This is a genomic window from Mycobacterium sp. NGS15 (genome assembly GCF_059813245.1).
The window spans coordinates 528,957-543,889 of the sequence record NZ_JCALEF010000005.1 but is presented as its reverse complement, the minus strand read 5'-3'; the positions used below and the strand labels follow the sequence as shown (position 1 = coordinate 543,889).

Sequence of the window (14,933 nt, the reverse complement as noted above, 5' to 3'; positions counted from 1 at the left end):
CACCCAGGCATGAAATAAGGGTACCCTTATTTCATGGCTACGACATGGATGGACACCGTGGTACGCCAGGTGCGCAGGGTCGGCGACTTCCCGTTTCCACACCAGGCGGCCTTCATGCTCGATAACCCGATTCATCGAAAGTTCGTGAATCCCGCGCGCGTCGCCGAGCAGTTAGCGCTACGCGGCGACGAACGAGTCGTGGAGATCGGCCCCGGGCCGGGAATCTTCAGCGTGCAGATCGCCCCCCGACTCCCTTCCGGCCATCTCACCCTGTTCGACGTGCAGCCCGAGATGCTGGAGAAGGTAAGACACAAGCTCGACCGGGCCGGTTACCGGAACGCGGGATTCCACTCGGGCGACGCCAGCAAGGGACTTCCCTTCCCCGACAAGTCGTTTGACGTCGCCTTCCTCGCCAGTGTGCTCGGCGAGGTCCCCGATAAGGGGGCGTGCATCCGGTCTTTGCACAAGGCGCTCAAGCCCGGCGGACGGTTGGTCTTCCAGGAGATCTTCCTCGACCCCGATCGCGTGGGCATCTCCGAACTGCGCGCGCTCGCCGAACCAGCGGGTTTCGCCTTTGCGTCCGCGACCGGAAGCCGGTGGCGCGACATCGTAGAGTTCACCCGAACCTGACACCGAGGACCTCTGAGTCCCAGCCAGCTCTTCACTCAGACCCTGGAGCGCTCGGCGCCCGGTCGATTCTGGTCAGCAACCTCTGCATGAGCCATGACACCTTCCGCCATGGCTCGTGGCGAGATAATCCGTCGCATTGGCTGACATGTGCGCAAACCGTCCTCACGTCGAGGCTGACGGTGCATGCGCCTCCCGGACAGTGGGAGCCCGTGTGAGGAATACCATATCGGGAGATATCGTTAGTTTAGGTAATCTACTTTTCAGACTTCCAAAGAACACCCTGTTGATGTGAGGCTGCCCATGACCGTGACCAACGAGACCGACCCGCAGCTGGAGCAGCTGGCCCGTCGTATCGAGAATCTGCGCGAGAGCGATCCCCAGTTCGGTGCCACCCAGCCCGACCCCGCGGTCGCCGAGCAGGTGCTGCGCCCAGGACTACACCTCTCTGAGGCCATCGCAACGTTGATGACCGGATATGCCGAGCGCCCCGCATTGGGCGAACGTGCACGGGAATTGGTCACCGACCATGACGGCCGGACCGTCTTGCGTCTGCTCCCCCGTTTCGACACCACCACATATGGTGAATTATGGTCCCGTACAACGTCTGTCGCTGCATCATGGCACCATGACCCGATCCATCCCGTCCGGGGCGGCGATCTGGTGGCAACCCTGGGGTTCACCAGCATCGACTACACCGTCTTGGATCTGGCGATCATGATTCTGGGTGGGGTCGCGGTTCCTCTGCAGACCAGCGCGCCGACTTCGCAATGGACCACCATTCTTGCCGAGGCCGAGCCCAACACCCTGGCAGTGAGCGTCGAATTGATCGGCACCGCACTGGAATCCGTACTCGCCACCCCGTCGATCAAGCAGGTCGTGGTGTTCGACTACACCCCCGAGGTCGATGCGCAACGCGAAGCCTTCGACGCCGCCAGTGCACAGCTCGCGGGAACCGGAATCGCCATCGAGACACTCGATGCGGTGATCGCCCGCGGCGCGGAGCTTCCCGCGGCCCCGCTCTACGCACCCTCCCCCGGCGACGATCCACTGGCGCTGCTGATCTACACCTCCGGCAGCACCGGGGCCCCCAAGGGTGCCATGCACAGCGAGAACATCGTGCGCCGCTGGTGGATTCGTGAAGACGTCATGGCCGGCACCGAGAACCTGCCCATGATCGGCCTGAACTTCATGCCGATGAGCCACATCATGGGGCGCGGCACACTCACCTCGACCCTGTCCACCGGTGGACTCGGGTACTTCGCTGCATCCAGTGACATGTCAACGCTTTTCGAAGACATGGAGCTGATCCGCCCCACCGCACTCGCCCTGGTACCCCGCGTTTGCGACATGGTGTTCCAGCGGTTCCAGACGGAGGTGGATCGTCGCCTCGCCAGCGGTCACTCCGCTGATCCGGAAGCGGTGGCCGCCGAGGTCAAGGCCGAGATCCGCGACAACCTCTTTGGCGGCCGCGTGCTGGCGGTCATGGTGGGCTCCGCACCGCTGTCCGAAGAACTGGGCGAATTCATCGAGTCCTGTTTCGAGCTGCGCCTCACCGACGGTTATGGATCCACCGAGGCCGGCATGGTGTTCCGCGACGGAGTCGTGCAACGCCCGCCGGTTATCGAGTACAAGCTCGTCGACGTGCCCGAACTGGGCTACTTCTCCACCGACAAGCCGCACCCGCGCGGCGAACTGCTGCTGAAGACCGACGGCATGTTCCTCGGCTACTACAAGCGTCCCGAGGTGACCGCCGGCGTCTTCGATGAGAACGGTTTCTACATGACCGGCGATATTGTGGCCGAGCTCGCACCCGACAACATCCGGATCATCGATCGCCGCAACAATGTGCTCAAACTGTCTCAGGGCGAGTTTGTCGCGGTTGCCACGCTGGAGGCCGAGTACGCCAACAGCCCTGTGGTGCATCAGATCTACGTGTATGGCAGCAGCGAGCGGTCCTACCTGCTGGCTGTCGTGGTGCCGACACCGGAGGCCGTCGCGGCCGCCCAGGGCGACGAGGCAGCACTCAAGGCGACCATCGCGGACTCGTTGCAGGACATCGCCCGGGAGAACCAACTGCAGTCCTACGAGATCCCGCGTGACTTCATCATCGAGCCACAGCCCTTCACCCAAGACAACGGCCTGCTGACCGGTATTGCCAAGCTGGCGCGCCCGAATCTCAAGTCGTACTACGGCGATCGGCTAGAGCAGATGTACGCCGACATCGCCGAGCAGCAGAGCTTGGAAATGCACCGGCTGCGCTCCGATTACGATCCCGAGAAGCCGGCGCTGGAGACGGTGCTCAAGGCCGCACAGGCCCTGCTGGGTGTCTCTTCGGCTGAACTCGATGTGCTGCCTTCGGATGCACACTTCACCGACCTGGGTGGCGATTCGCTCTCTGCCCTCTCCTTCTCTGATCTACTGCGCGACATCTTCGCCGTCGAGGTACCCGTCGGCGTCATCGTCAGTGCCGCCAACGACCTCAGTGGCATCGCGAAGTTCGTTGATGAGCAACGTCATTCCGGCGGCAACCGGCCGACCGCCGACACGGTGCACGGAGCGGGGCATACCGAGATCCGCGCCGCGGACCTGACCCTGGACAAGTTCATCGACGAGGCCACGCTGCGGGCGGCCCCCTCTCTCCCCAGAGCTGTCGCGGTCCCGCAGACCGTGCTGTTGACCGGGTCCAACGGATACCTGGGCCACTACCTGGCACTGGAATGGCTTGAACGCCTAGATAAGACCGACGGCAAGCTGATCGTCATCGTTCGCGGCAAGGACGCCGACGCCGCCTACCGGCGCCTTGAGGAGGCGTTCGACACCGGCGACACCGAACTGCTGGCGCATTTCCGGTCGCTGGCCGGAAAGCACCTCGAGGTGCTCGCGGGTGATATCGGTGATCCGAACCTCGGACTGGAGGCCGATACCTGGCAGCGCCTGGCCGACACCGTGGACGTCATCGTGCACCCCGCGGCGCTGGTGAACCATGTGCTGCCTTACAAGCAACTGTTCGGCCCGAATGTCGTTGGTACCGCCGAAATCATCAAACTGGCACTGACCACCACGATCAAGCCCATCACCTATCTGTCGACGGTCGCGGTCGCGGCATATGTCGACCCTGCCACCTTTGACGAAGAGTCCGATATCCGGCTCATCAGCGCGGTGCGCCCCGTGGACGAGCTGTACGCCAACGGCTACGGCAACAGCAAGTGGGCCGGGGAGGTGCTGCTGCGAGAGGCACACGACCTCTGCGGCCTGCCGGTCGCGGTGTTCCGCTCCGACATGATCCTGGCCCACAGCCACTACACCGGCCAGCTCAACGTCCCCGACCAGTTCACCCGCCTGATCCTCAGCGTGGTCGCCACCGGCATCGCCCCCGGCTCATTCTACCAGGCACAGGCGACGGGCGAGCGCCCGCGCGCGCACTATGACGGGCTGCCGGGTGACTTCACCGCCGAGGCGATCACCACGTTGGGCACGCAGGTGCCGGAGGGCCCCGAAGCGTATGTCACGTACGACTGTGTGAACCCGCATTCCGACGGCATCTCACTGGACAACTTCGTCGACTGGCTCATCGACGCCGGCTACCCCATCCAGCGCATCGACAACTACAGCCAGTGGTTCGACCGCTTCGACACCGCTATCCGCGGCCTACCCGAAAAACAAAAGCAACACTCCCTGCTCCCCCTGCTGCACGCGTTCGAACAGCCCTCCGGCGCCGAAGACCACGGGGTTGTTCCGGCCAAGCGTTTCCAGCACGCGGTGCAAGCGGCGGGACTCGGTACGGTCGGGCAGGACGGCACGACCGACATTCCCCACCTGTCGAGGCAGCTGATCGTCAAGTACGCCAAGGACCTCGAACAGCTCGGTCTCCTGTAGGTCCAGGCGAGCCCGCGCGCTTACAGAATCTACGGTTTCGTAAGCTGCCCGATATGACGATCGACGCCACCGCTGCTCATACGAAGGAAGCACGTCGTCAGCGGTTGGGTGACCGCGTGAGGCGTCTTTTCACCGAGGATCCACAGTTCTGTGCCGCCAAACCCGACACTGCGGTGGACGCCGCCGTCGCGGTGCCCGGTCTGCGGCTTGCACAGGTAGTCGCCACCATCATGGACGGGTACGCCGACCGCCCCGCCCTCGGACACCGGGCCCAGGAGCTCGTCACCGGCGAGGCGGGGCGCTCGACGCTACGTCCGCTCCCCGAGTTCGAGACCGTGACCTACGGCGAGCTGTGGGGTATGGCCCGTGCACTGGCTTCCGCCTGGTATCACGATGCCCTCGCTCCGGTGCGGGCCGGCGATTTTGTTGCGATGCTCGGCTTCACAAGCGTCGACTACACCGCGGTCGATCTCGCGTGCATCCATCTGGGCGCTGTGGCGGTACCGCTGCAGACCAGCGCACCCGCATCCAATTGGACCGCGATCCTTGCCGAATCCGAGCCGTCAGTACTGGCCGTGAGCGCCGAGTTGTTGGACGCGGCAACGGAATCGGCACTTGTTACGCCGTCCCTGCGGCATATCACGGTCTTCGACTACCACCCCGGTGTCGATGCGCAGCGCGAGAGCATCGAATCGGCTCGGCACCGGATCGCCGAAGCCGGTCTGCCGATTTCCGTTGACGTGATATCCGCGGTGGTCGGGCATGGGCGCGCCCTGCCGGAGGCTCCCCTGTTTACCGCCGCCGAAGGCGACGACCCGTTGGCTCTCGTGATCTACACCTCGGGAAGCACGGGCACCCCCAAGGGCGCGACATACACCGAGAAGATGGTCGCCAAACCCTGGCTGAGAGCCGATACGCTGAGCTCGAAGGCCGAAATTCCTTTGATCAACCTCAACTTCATGCCGATGAGTCACGTGATGGGACGCGGCAGCCTGGTGACGGCGCTGGCCTGTGGTGGCCTCGCCTACTTCGCGGCGTCCAGCGATATGTCCACCCTCTTCGAAGACATCACCCTTACCCGCCCCACGGTGGTGACGCTCGTTCCCCGCGTGTGCGACATGCTCTTTCAGCGTTACCGCAATGAGGTCGAACGCCGTGCCGGGGTGGATCCGGCGGCCGACCTCGACGACCTCGACGCGGAGGTCAAGGCCGAGATACGTGAAAACCTTTTCGGTGGACGCGTTTTGACCATCGTCTGCGGATCGGCGCCGCTGTCCGAAGAGCTCGCCGCATTCATCGAATCCTGCCTGGATGCCCGCATCACCGACGGTTACGGATCCACTGAGGCCGGGGTCATTGTGCGCAACGGACGAATCCAGCGTCCGCCCGTCATCGACTACAAGCTGATCGATGTGCCCGAGCTGGGCTACTTCTCCACCGACAAGCCGCACCCGCGCGGTGAGCTGCTCGTCAAGGCCGAGTCGGTGTTCGGCGGCTACTTCAAGCGTCCCGACGTCACGGCCGATGTGTTCGATCCGGATGGGTACTACAAGACCGGCGATATCGTCGCCGAGCTTGAACCCGACAAGATCCAGATCGTCGACCGGCGCAACAATGTCATCAAGCTGTCGCAGGGCGAGTTCGTCGCGATCGCCAACTTGGAGGCCGAGTATGCCAACAGCCCACTGGTGCACCAGATTTGCGTCTATGGAAGCAGCGAGCGATCGTACCTGTTGGCCGTGGTGGTACCGACCTCCGAGGCGTTCGAGCTAAGCCACGGCGATGACGAACTACTCAGACGCCTGATCGCCGAGTCACTTCAGCAGGTGGCCCGCGATGCCGAGCTCCAACCCTACGAGGTGCCCCGCGACTTCCTGCTGGAGACAGAGCCGTTCACGGCCGCCAACGGCCTGTTGACCGGTATCGCGAAGCTGGCTCGCCCCAAGCTCCACGAGAAGTACGGTGCCCGTCTCGAACAGCTGTACTCCGATATCGCGAGCGCCCAGGCGCTCGAACTTCAGGCGCTGCACGCGGCCGGACACGAGGGCAAGCCAGTCCTCGACACCGTGCAACGTGCGGTGACGGCGCTACTGGGGCTGTCCGCGGCAGAGGTTAGCCCGGACGCGCATTTCATCGACCTCGGCGGCGATTCGCTCTCTGCCCTGTCATTCTCGGATCTGCTCCGCGACATCTTCGCCGTCGACGTTCCGGTCGGCGATATCGTCAGCGCCGCGAACGATGTGACCGCCATCGCGCGCATTATTGACAAACGCCGTGAAGCAGACGGGAATTTGGCCCGGCCCACCGCCGAGACGGTGCACGGCGCCGGGCATACCGAGATCCGCGCCGCGGACCTGACCCTGGACAAGTTCATCGATGAAGCCACGCTACGGGCGGCCCCCGCGCTCCCCCGAGCGGTCGGAGTCCCGCAGACCGCGCTGCTCACCGGAGCCAACGGCTACCTGGGGCGGTTCCTGACACTGGAATGGCTTGAACGCCTGGACAAAACCGGCGGCACGCTCATCGCCATCATCCGCGGCAAGGACGCCGACGCCGCCTACCGCCGTCTGGAAGAGGCATTCGACAGCGGCGACGCGCAGCTGCTGGCGCACTTCCGGGCGCTGGCCGAAAAACACCTGGAGGTACTACCCGGCGATATCGGCGACCCGAACCTGGGGCTCGATGCGGACACCTGGCAGCGCCTGGCCGACACCGTCGACGTCATCGTGCACCCCGCGGCCCTGGTCAATCACGTGCTCCCCTATGGCCAGCTGTTCGGCCCGAATGTCGTTGGCACCGCGGAGATCATCAAACTGGCGCTGACCACCACGATCAAGCCTGTCACCTATCTGTCCACTGTCGCCGTGGCCATGTCGGTGGATCCCGGGGTCTTCGATGAGGATTCCGACATCCGCACCATCAGCGCGGTCCGGCCCATCGACGAGGGGTACGCCAACGGCTACGGCAATGCCAAGTGGGCCGGCGAGGTGCTGCTGCGGGAAGCGCACGACCTCTGCGGCCTGCCGGTCGCGGTGTTCCGCTCCGACATGATCCTGGCCCACAGCCACTACACCGGCCAGCTCAACGTCCCCGACCAGTTCACCCGCCTGATCCTCAGCCTCATCGCCACCGGCATCGCCCCCGGCTCGTTCTACCAGAAACAGGCGACGAGTGAGCGTCCGCTCGCCCACTATGACGGGCTGCCAGCCGATTTCACGGCATCAGCCATTACCGCCCTCGGCACCGCGGTTGGGTCGTCTGAAGGATTTCAGACCTACGATTCGGTGAACCCGCATTCCGACGGCATCTCACTGGACAACTTCGTCGACTGGCTCATCGACGCCGGCTACCCCATCCAGCGCATCGACAACTACAGCCAGTGGTTCGACCGCTTCGACACCGCCATCCGCGGCCTACCCGAAAAACAAAAACAGCACTCCCTGCTCCCCCTGCTGCACGCGTACCGGTACCCGCAGCACGCGCACAACGGGGCTTTCATACCCGCGACCAGATTCCGCGAAGGCGTCCAGGCCGTCCAGGACATCGACATCCCCCACCTCACCCAGGATCTTATCGTCAAGTACGCAACGGACCTCGAACAGCTCGGCCTACTGTAGTCACGCGAATTTCTGTGCGCCGCTTTCAATTCCGGAGTGATACCGGCAAAAGCCCGGATTCGGATTCGTGACCGGTGTTAGTGTCCCGCCATGGGACAGTGGTCACGCGACGAGCTGCAGAGCATGTTCGACCATCACCTTCGGGTGGTCGATGAGATAGGGCCCAAGGGTGAGTGGGCCACATACGCCGACCTGTTCGCCGAAGACGCCAGCTATATCGAACCGACCTACGGAACGTTCGAGGGCCGCGAGGCCATCCGCGAATCCATGGTCAAGACCATGTCGGAGTTCCCCGGGGCCGAGATGCCGCACTACTTCTCCAACTGGCATGTGGTCGACGAGGAACACGGCTGGGTCATCTGCGAGCTGGTCAACCGGATGAAGGATCCTGGCGACGGAAGCATCTGGGAAGCAGCGAATATCAGCATCTTCCGCTACGCCGGCGACAACCAATGGGCCAACGAGGAAGACGTCTACAACCCGATGCAGTTCATGGTTGCCATCCAAGGTTATGTGCAGCGCAGCAGCGAGCTGGGCTCACTGTCTCCGGCGGCCGAGACCTTCGGGAAGAACATGGGCTGGTTGAGCTAGCTCGCGGCCAGGAACCGGCCAGCCTTGACCGTGCTGCCGAAGCCCTCGACGAAGGTGCCGTAGGAGTACACCCGCTGCCCACCGACGACCGTGGCCGCGATCGCCTTGTCATTGCGGCACACCTGCCGGGACACGCCAAACTCGTCCATGTACCGCTCGTGGTACTCCTCCAGCGAATCATCAAGGCCCGCAGGGTCGATCACAGCAATATCGGCTGTGTCCCCGACCCGCAGGCGGCCGGCGTCCAGGCCGTACCACCCGCCGAGCTCGCCGGTGAGCCGGTGCACCGCCGCTTCCAGCGGCATGAAGGACACGCCCGCCTCGCCGGCCTCCTTCACACGCTTGAGTAGCCGCAGCCCCGCGTTGTAGAAAGACATGTTGCGCAGGTGCGCACCTGAGTCGTTATTGCCCAGCTGGAAGTGGCGGTACTTGATGGCCTCGTTCAGGACGTCGGTTCGGTCATTGGCGATAGTGGTATGCCAGCGCACCTTCCCCGGGTACTCGGACACCAGGTCCAGGAAGGCGTCGACAGGCTGCACCCCACGGTCGTCTGCCACCTGCCCAAACGACTTGCCTACCACCGATTCGTCGGGGCAGCCAACGATCTCCGTGTCGTACATATCGCGATTCCATGCCACCACGCCGTACTTCTGAGCCATCTCCTTGCGGAACCGTCGCCGATATCCCTCGTCCTTGATCAGATCGACCCGCTGGAGCTGATCGCGGATATCCAATGCCGCGGTGCCCGAGGCGAACTCCTCGAAGATCACCAAATCCATGCCGTCGGAGTACAGATGGAACGGCACCGCCAGCAGCTGGAAGTTGACCTGCGAGCGCAGCAGCGGGTTCAGGGCACCGGTTGCCGCCTTCAGAAGCGTGATCACCGACCGGTTGCTCTTCAGGTCGAAGGCCGCCAGCAGCGTGGTCTTGAGCGCACGCCGCCAGGGCCGAGCACCGCTGAGCAGGAAGTGCATGACCGTCTCGGGCCGCTTCTCCACGTCGAGGTTCGATTGCACCACCGCGCCGCGCCGGCGCACCACGTCATAGAGCGCGCCGTACTCACGCCAGGTCGCGTAGGTGGACGGCAACTGTCGACCCGCGAACCGGGTGCCCTCCAGTTTGGAGAAACGCAGCCTGTCGGTGGACAGGCCGACGAAACCGGCGTCGAGCGCATCGGCCACCATGGCCCGCATCCGGGCCAGCTCCTCGGATGTGGGGCGTTCGTCGTAGTCGGTCGCACGCGCAAGACCCATGACCGCCGCACGGATATCTGAGTGCCCGATCAGTGTCGCGACGTTGGCGCCCAATGGAAGTGACTCGATGACCTTGCGGTATCCGCGTGGTCCGTCCCAGTCTTTGTGCTCCTTCAGGGCTGAATGAACCGCATCCCACGGCAGGGCCTCGACCCGGGCGAAGAGATCGGCGACATCCTCTGGATCCGCATACACCGCCGACATCGAGCAATTGCCGTAGATGACGGAGGTGACGCCGTGTCGCACCGATTCGCCGAGCCCCGGACTGACAAGCACCTCGGCGTCGTAGTGGGTATGCACGTCGACCATTCCGGGGATGACCCACTTGCCGTCGGCATCGATGACCTCGTCGGCGTCGGCACTCGACAGCCCAGGCTCCATGGCCACCACCTTGCCGCCACGAACCCCGACGTCCAGAGTTTGGCCGGGTGCACCCGTCCCGTCGAACACCAGGCCGCCACGCACCAGCAGGTCAAATGTCGCCATAGTCGATCCACCTCATTCGATCAGCAGATACCTAGCTTATCTGTGCTGATTCATGCCCACCTGTGAAGGCCCGGCTGTGCCTTCACGGGCGCCACAAGGCGCGAGGTCCCTGCTCACGCGTCGAAGAAGATCTGCACCCGGTCAGATTCCGGCAGCGTCTGGCAGGCCAGCGTGAACCCCTCGGCCACCTCGCTGTCGATGAGAGACTCGTTCATCAGCATCCGCGTCTGACCCGATTGCACCGAGCACATGCAGGTGGCACAGGCCGATTCGCGACACACATAGGGTGCGTCGATCCCCGCGTCCAGGAGTACGTCGAGCAGCTTCTTGCCCCTCGGCCAGTCCAAAACATGTGTGCTGCCGTAGATCTCAACCTCCAGGACCGCGTTCCCGGTCGTGTCGTCGCCGGTGACCCGGATGGCTTCTGCGGTCACCGGCCCACCGCACGGCGCCCCGGCAAGCGATCATTGAGCTCACCCTCGGAACCGAAAAGGATTCCCTGCCATGTCTTGAGCAGCTCTTCGGTGTCGATGTCATCAGGATGAAATCCCGGACGCATGTATTCGGCGATATCGCCCATCAAACCCTTCACCAGCGGGCCGCGGTACAGATCCATGGTCTGCCGCAGCACCGCCGACGGCTTCCAGCCACTCGGGTCGGTGAGAATGGACGTCAAGACGGCCAGGGTCATCAAGGGCAGCGTGCCCGCCCAAATCAGTGACATCACGCCAACGCGCACCGACTCTGGCCCGCCCACTGCGCGGTATACGTCGAAGGCGACCGACTTATGCTCCAGCTCCTCCATCGCATGCCAGTTCAGGAGGTGGTGAACCTCGTCCGACATCGGAATCTCTTGCAGCTCAGCGCTGGAGAGCACTCGCTGCGCGAGCACCGCCGTGTAATGCTCGGCGGCAGCAGTCATCGCCAGATGCGCGATTTTGGGGACACGTTTCTCCAGCGCGATGACGAACTTCTCGCGCCGACTGCCCTCCTCGAAGTTCATGATCCGGACCAAGGGGTAGCCCATATCGATGATCTTCTCGTTGAGTTTGCGGTGCTCGCGGCCGTGCATGGCCTCCTGCCCGATGAAAGCCGCCACCCGCTTCTTCAACACCGGGTCGGTGATCTGGTCTGCGTAGTTGCGCACGGACCTGATGAAGGACTCCTCACCGGGAGGAAACGCACCGGAAAGCAGCGACACCAAGTGACTGAAGACGATGTCGCCCTCGACGTAGTGCTTCTTCATCGGGGCCGGCTCACCGAACCGGAAGTTCATCCGGCGCACCTTGGGCAACTCGCGTGCCGCAACTCCCCGCCGCCCCTGCTCGACAACAGCCATGACGGAACTCCTTCCTGGGACGTCTCCATTGACGTCTGACCTGGCGATTTCTTACTAGTACTCCGAGTACTACTGGTAGTATCCATACCGCACGGCGGTAGCACAATAGGCAGCACATGTGTGTCCGGCCCGAACTGGCGAACCAGGGGCCGGGCACACGTACCATCACTGGTGATGAGAGGCGTGGAAAGCGTGAGCACAGCCATCGCGTCGAAGGTCGGCCCTGTCGCCGCCCGGCGCGGCGACCGCCGCAAGGTCGCCCGAGAAGAATTGTTGGATGCCACGTTTCGCGCCATCGACGCCATCGGCTCCACCGTCAGTATGGACGACATCGCCAGGGAGGCCGGGGTCGCCAAACCAAAGTTGTACCGCTATTTCGAAGACAAGGCCGATCTCCACAGTGCCGTGCTGGAACGCGTACAGGACATGGTCTGGAACGCGGCGATGGATCGGATCAATTTGATGGCCGACTCGGCCCGCGAGTTAGTCGAGCATGGCGCCAAAGAGTACGCGCGCATGATTTCGGATCACCCGAATGTGTTGCGCTTCATCGTCCATGGTCATTTCGTCAATTCCAGTGACGGTACCGAGCGTTTGGTAGAGACCGCACAGCAGATGACGCACGATATCGCCGAAATACTGTCGAATGCGATCGACGACGAGACGGTTGACATCGACGACGCCGACCTGGCGGTCAGCTCTGCCGCGGGTGCCATCGGCACCGCCACCGAATGGTTCCTGGGCCCCAATCAGCAACGTGCCCAACCGATGCCCATCGAGAGATTCGTGGAGTACCTGACCACCGTTCTCTCCGGGCTCGCCGCATCGATCGCCGAGTTCAACGGCCTGACCCTTGATCCCGACCGGCCGCTGCACCTGGCGTTCACCAGCACGCACGGCGGCACCGCATGACCGACGGGGTTCCCCTGGCACGCATCACCCGTGGACGTGCGCTCGGCAAGTTGGCGGCCGGGCAGGCGGTACGCACCGCGAGCAGTCGACTGTCCATGATCGGGCGATCCGAAAAGGCGCGCGAGCTGCTCGCAGAACGTTCTACGCTGCAGGCGGCCGATCAGCTCGTGACCGTGCTGGGCGGCCTCAAGGGTTCGGCGATGAAGCTCGGCCAACTGCTTTCCATGCTGGAAGTGGACATGGTGCCGGAGGCTCATCGCGAGCGCTTCCGCCAGAAGCTGGCCCGTCTGCGCGATCAGGCGCCGCGCGAGCCGTTCTCGGTGATGCGCCCGATCATCGAGTCCAACCTGGGCTTGCTGCAGAAGAACTTCCGTGATTTCGACGAAACTCCGGTCGCCGCCGCCTCCATCGGCCAGGTGTACCGAGCCGTCCTGCACGACGGGCGCGAGGTCGCGGTCAAGGTCAAGTACCCCGGGGTGGACGAGGCCGTGCACGCGGACATGCAGAACCTCGCGCTGTTCACGAAGTTTTGGCGTAAAGCGCTACCGACGCTGTCGAATTCGGCCTTCATGGACGAAATCTCCATGAATTTGGAAAGCGAGCTCGACTATCCGCGCGAAGCGCGCACGCAACACGAGATCGCCGAACGCTACCGCGGGCATCCGTTCATCGTCATCCCCCATTGCGTACCCGAGATGTGCACGTCACAGGTTCTCGTAACAGAGTTCATTGACGGGCAGTCCTTTCCCTTCATGCAGACACTCGACGACGACGAACGCGACCGGATCGGTGAACTGATCTTCCGTTTCTATATCGGGTCACTGTTCCAGGACAACGACTTCTGCGGCGACCCCCATCCGGGGAACATTCTGCGCGCGGCCGACGGAACTCTCGGATTCGTGGACTTCGGGCTGTACAACCGAATGAACCCCGAACACGTCGACTTCGAACGGACGATCATGCGCGCCGCCACCGAGGGCCGCGCCCAGGACATGTACGACGCGATGGTGGGACGCGGGGTCGTCGACCCCCATTCGGACGTCACCCCCCAGGACTGTCTGGAGTACTGCCATGCGGCCTCGGGGTGGAATCTTGTCGACGAGGAAATGACCATCACTCCGGAAATCGCTTCGAGCGCCATGATTCTCGCGGTAGACCCACGTTCCAGTGAATTCGCAGGAATGCGCAGGCAAAACCTGCCTCCTGAGCACATCTTCTCGCGTCGCGCGGATTTCTACACCTTCGGCGTGCTCGGCCAACTCAATGTCACCGGAAACTGGCATCGCATCGCCCGCGAGTGGATCTACGACGAGCCGCCGGCCACCGAAGTCGGGCGCATCATTGCGCAGTGGCGCGAGTCTCGCCGATAGCGTCGCGGCCACGTGCCGGTGCGGCGCCTACGAATTCGCGAATGATCGCGCTCACCTTGCCGGGAGCTTCCATCATCGGCAGATGACCGCACTGGGGCAAGAACTCCACACGGTCGGGGCGCAACGTCACGTTGAGCGCACGGCCGGCCGCGGGTGAGAGCCCCAGGTTGGACGCACCCCACACCACCGCGAAGCGTGGAAAGTCCGTGCCTGGCCGGAGCCGGTCGACCGCTCCGAGCGCCGACGGGTTTGCGAACATCTCGGCCATCGAGGCAAGCCGGCCGCGGACACTCCAGCCGCGCCCGGCTGCTCGCATACCCGCAAGCGGCGAGCGGATGGCCCGCAACCAGTTTCGCGGGGCGCACTGAGCGACGACAACCAGGTTGGTGAGCATGCGCGGAACCCACACTCGCCGCGCGATCGCCATGGAAAGCTTCGGAAACCGGGCAGCGACGGGCATGACCCACCCGATAACACCCCGGCGCGCGGTGTTCTCCGACAGCGGATTGATGAGCACCAAGGAATCGAAGACCTCGGGGCGTTGCTCGGCCAGCAAGAGCGTCATCGCACTACCCATACAGGTACCCACGACCGAAATGCGTTCGTATCCCAGATGATCGATGAACGCGGACAGCCGGGACACATAATCGCCAATCGTGTACCCGGTCTCGGGCATATCGGACTCTCCGAAGCCCAGGTGGTCCAAGCAGATCACCTCGTATTGACCGCTGAGCGCCGCTACTTGCTCGGTCCAGATTTCCTTTGAGGTGCCGCCATTGTGCAGGAAGAGTATTGGCTTGCCCGCACCCGTACGGGTGTACGCCATACTCTGTCCGTCAATTGTGAATCGCGACAACAT

At 63.5% G+C, this 14,933-nt stretch carries 10 protein-coding genes; 6 read left to right on the top strand and 4 right to left on the bottom strand.

Going from position 1 to position 14,933, the window contains the following annotated elements:
- Positions 1–48: 48 nt before the first annotated feature.
- The 4 genes from AC5Y5C_RS17225 to AC5Y5C_RS17210 all read left to right on the top strand — a co-directional run bounded on the left by AC5Y5C_RS17225 (position 49) and on the right by AC5Y5C_RS17210 (position 8,714).
- Positions 49–630 (top strand): class I SAM-dependent methyltransferase, encoded by a 582-nt coding sequence (locus tag AC5Y5C_RS17225; RefSeq protein ID WP_499974680.1) that lies wholly within the window; start codon positions 49–51, stop codon positions 628–630.
- Between the two features lie 300 nt (positions 631–930).
- Complete coding sequence (gene car, locus AC5Y5C_RS17220; RefSeq protein ID WP_499974678.1) at positions 931–4,506, top strand: carboxylic acid reductase; 3,576 nt, start codon at positions 931–933, stop codon at positions 4,504–4,506.
- A 53-nt stretch (positions 4,507–4,559) separates the two neighbouring features.
- Positions 4,560–8,123 (top strand): carboxylic acid reductase, encoded by a 3,564-nt coding sequence (gene car, locus AC5Y5C_RS17215; RefSeq protein ID WP_499974403.1) that lies wholly within the window; start codon positions 4,560–4,562, stop codon positions 8,121–8,123.
- 90 nt (positions 8,124–8,213) lie between these two features.
- Positions 8,214–8,714 carry a nuclear transport factor 2 family protein gene (locus AC5Y5C_RS17210; RefSeq protein WP_499974401.1) on the top strand — a complete coding sequence of 167 codons (501 nt, stop codon included), beginning with the start codon at positions 8,214–8,216 and terminating at the stop codon, positions 8,712–8,714.
- Here AC5Y5C_RS17210 and AC5Y5C_RS17205 read toward each other — a convergent pair.
- The 3 genes from AC5Y5C_RS17205 to AC5Y5C_RS17195 all read right to left on the bottom strand — a co-directional run bounded on the left by AC5Y5C_RS17205 (position 8,711) and on the right by AC5Y5C_RS17195 (position 11,792).
- On the bottom strand, positions 8,711–10,453 hold the full coding sequence (locus AC5Y5C_RS17205; protein WP_499974398.1) for an N-acyl-D-amino-acid deacylase family protein: 1,743 nt from the start codon (positions 10,451–10,453) through the stop codon (positions 8,711–8,713). The two genes, AC5Y5C_RS17210 and AC5Y5C_RS17205, sit on opposite strands and share 4 nt — an antisense overlap.
- Before the next feature lie 113 nt (positions 10,454–10,566).
- On the bottom strand, positions 10,567–10,887 hold the full coding sequence (locus AC5Y5C_RS17200) for a 2Fe-2S iron-sulfur cluster-binding protein (protein WP_499974395.1): 321 nt from the start codon (positions 10,885–10,887) through the stop codon (positions 10,567–10,569).
- Positions 10,884–11,792 (bottom strand): metal-dependent hydrolase, encoded by a 909-nt coding sequence (locus AC5Y5C_RS17195; protein ID WP_499974393.1) that lies wholly within the window; start codon positions 11,790–11,792, stop codon positions 10,884–10,886. Before AC5Y5C_RS17195 ends, AC5Y5C_RS17200 begins: the two co-directional genes overlap by 4 nt.
- 183 nt (positions 11,793–11,975) lie before the next feature.
- Here AC5Y5C_RS17195 and AC5Y5C_RS17190 point away from each other — a divergent pair, with 183 nt between their 5' ends.
- Positions 11,976–12,704, top strand: coding sequence for a TetR/AcrR family transcriptional regulator (locus AC5Y5C_RS17190; RefSeq protein ID WP_499974674.1), 729 nt, complete (start codon positions 11,976–11,978; stop codon positions 12,702–12,704).
- On the top strand, positions 12,701–14,074 hold the full coding sequence (locus AC5Y5C_RS17185; protein ID WP_499974390.1) for an ABC1 kinase family protein: 1,374 nt from the start codon (positions 12,701–12,703) through the stop codon (positions 14,072–14,074). The genes AC5Y5C_RS17190 and AC5Y5C_RS17185 overlap by 4 nt, the downstream gene beginning before the upstream one ends.
- Here the strand turns inward: AC5Y5C_RS17185 and AC5Y5C_RS17180 are convergent.
- The gene (locus AC5Y5C_RS17180) at positions 14,043–14,933 is read right to left on the bottom strand and encodes an alpha/beta fold hydrolase (protein ID WP_499974388.1); all 891 of its coding nucleotides are present in this window, start codon (positions 14,931–14,933) and stop codon (positions 14,043–14,045) included. The two genes, AC5Y5C_RS17185 and AC5Y5C_RS17180, sit on opposite strands and share 32 nt — an antisense overlap.

What these genes read in the sequence shown, in the direction of transcription:
- car (WP_499974678.1), top strand. Translation starts at nt 931, where the DNA reads ATGACCGTGACCAACGAGACCGACCCGCAGCTGGAGCAGCTGGCCCGT.
- AC5Y5C_RS17210 (WP_499974401.1), top strand. Translation starts at nt 8,214, where the DNA reads ATGGGACAGTGGTCACGCGACGAGCTGCAGAGCATGTTCGACCATCAC.
- AC5Y5C_RS17185 (WP_499974390.1), top strand. Translation starts at nt 12,701, where the DNA reads ATGACCGACGGGGTTCCCCTGGCACGCATCACCCGTGGACGTGCGCTC.
- car (WP_499974403.1), top strand. Translation starts at nt 4,560, where the DNA reads ATGACGATCGACGCCACCGCTGCTCATACGAAGGAAGCACGTCGTCAG.
- AC5Y5C_RS17205 (WP_499974398.1), bottom strand. Translation starts at nt 10,453, where the DNA reads ATGGCGACATTTGACCTGCTGGTGCGTGGCGGCCTGGTGTTCGACGGG.
- AC5Y5C_RS17225 (WP_499974680.1), top strand. Translation starts at nt 49, where the DNA reads ATGGACACCGTGGTACGCCAGGTGCGCAGGGTCGGCGACTTCCCGTTT.
- AC5Y5C_RS17180 (WP_499974388.1), bottom strand. Translation starts at nt 14,933, where the DNA reads ATGTTGTCGCGATTCACAATTGACGGACAGAGTATGGCGTACACCCGT.
- AC5Y5C_RS17195 (WP_499974393.1), bottom strand. Translation starts at nt 11,792, where the DNA reads ATGGCTGTTGTCGAGCAGGGGCGGCGGGGAGTTGCGGCACGCGAGTTG.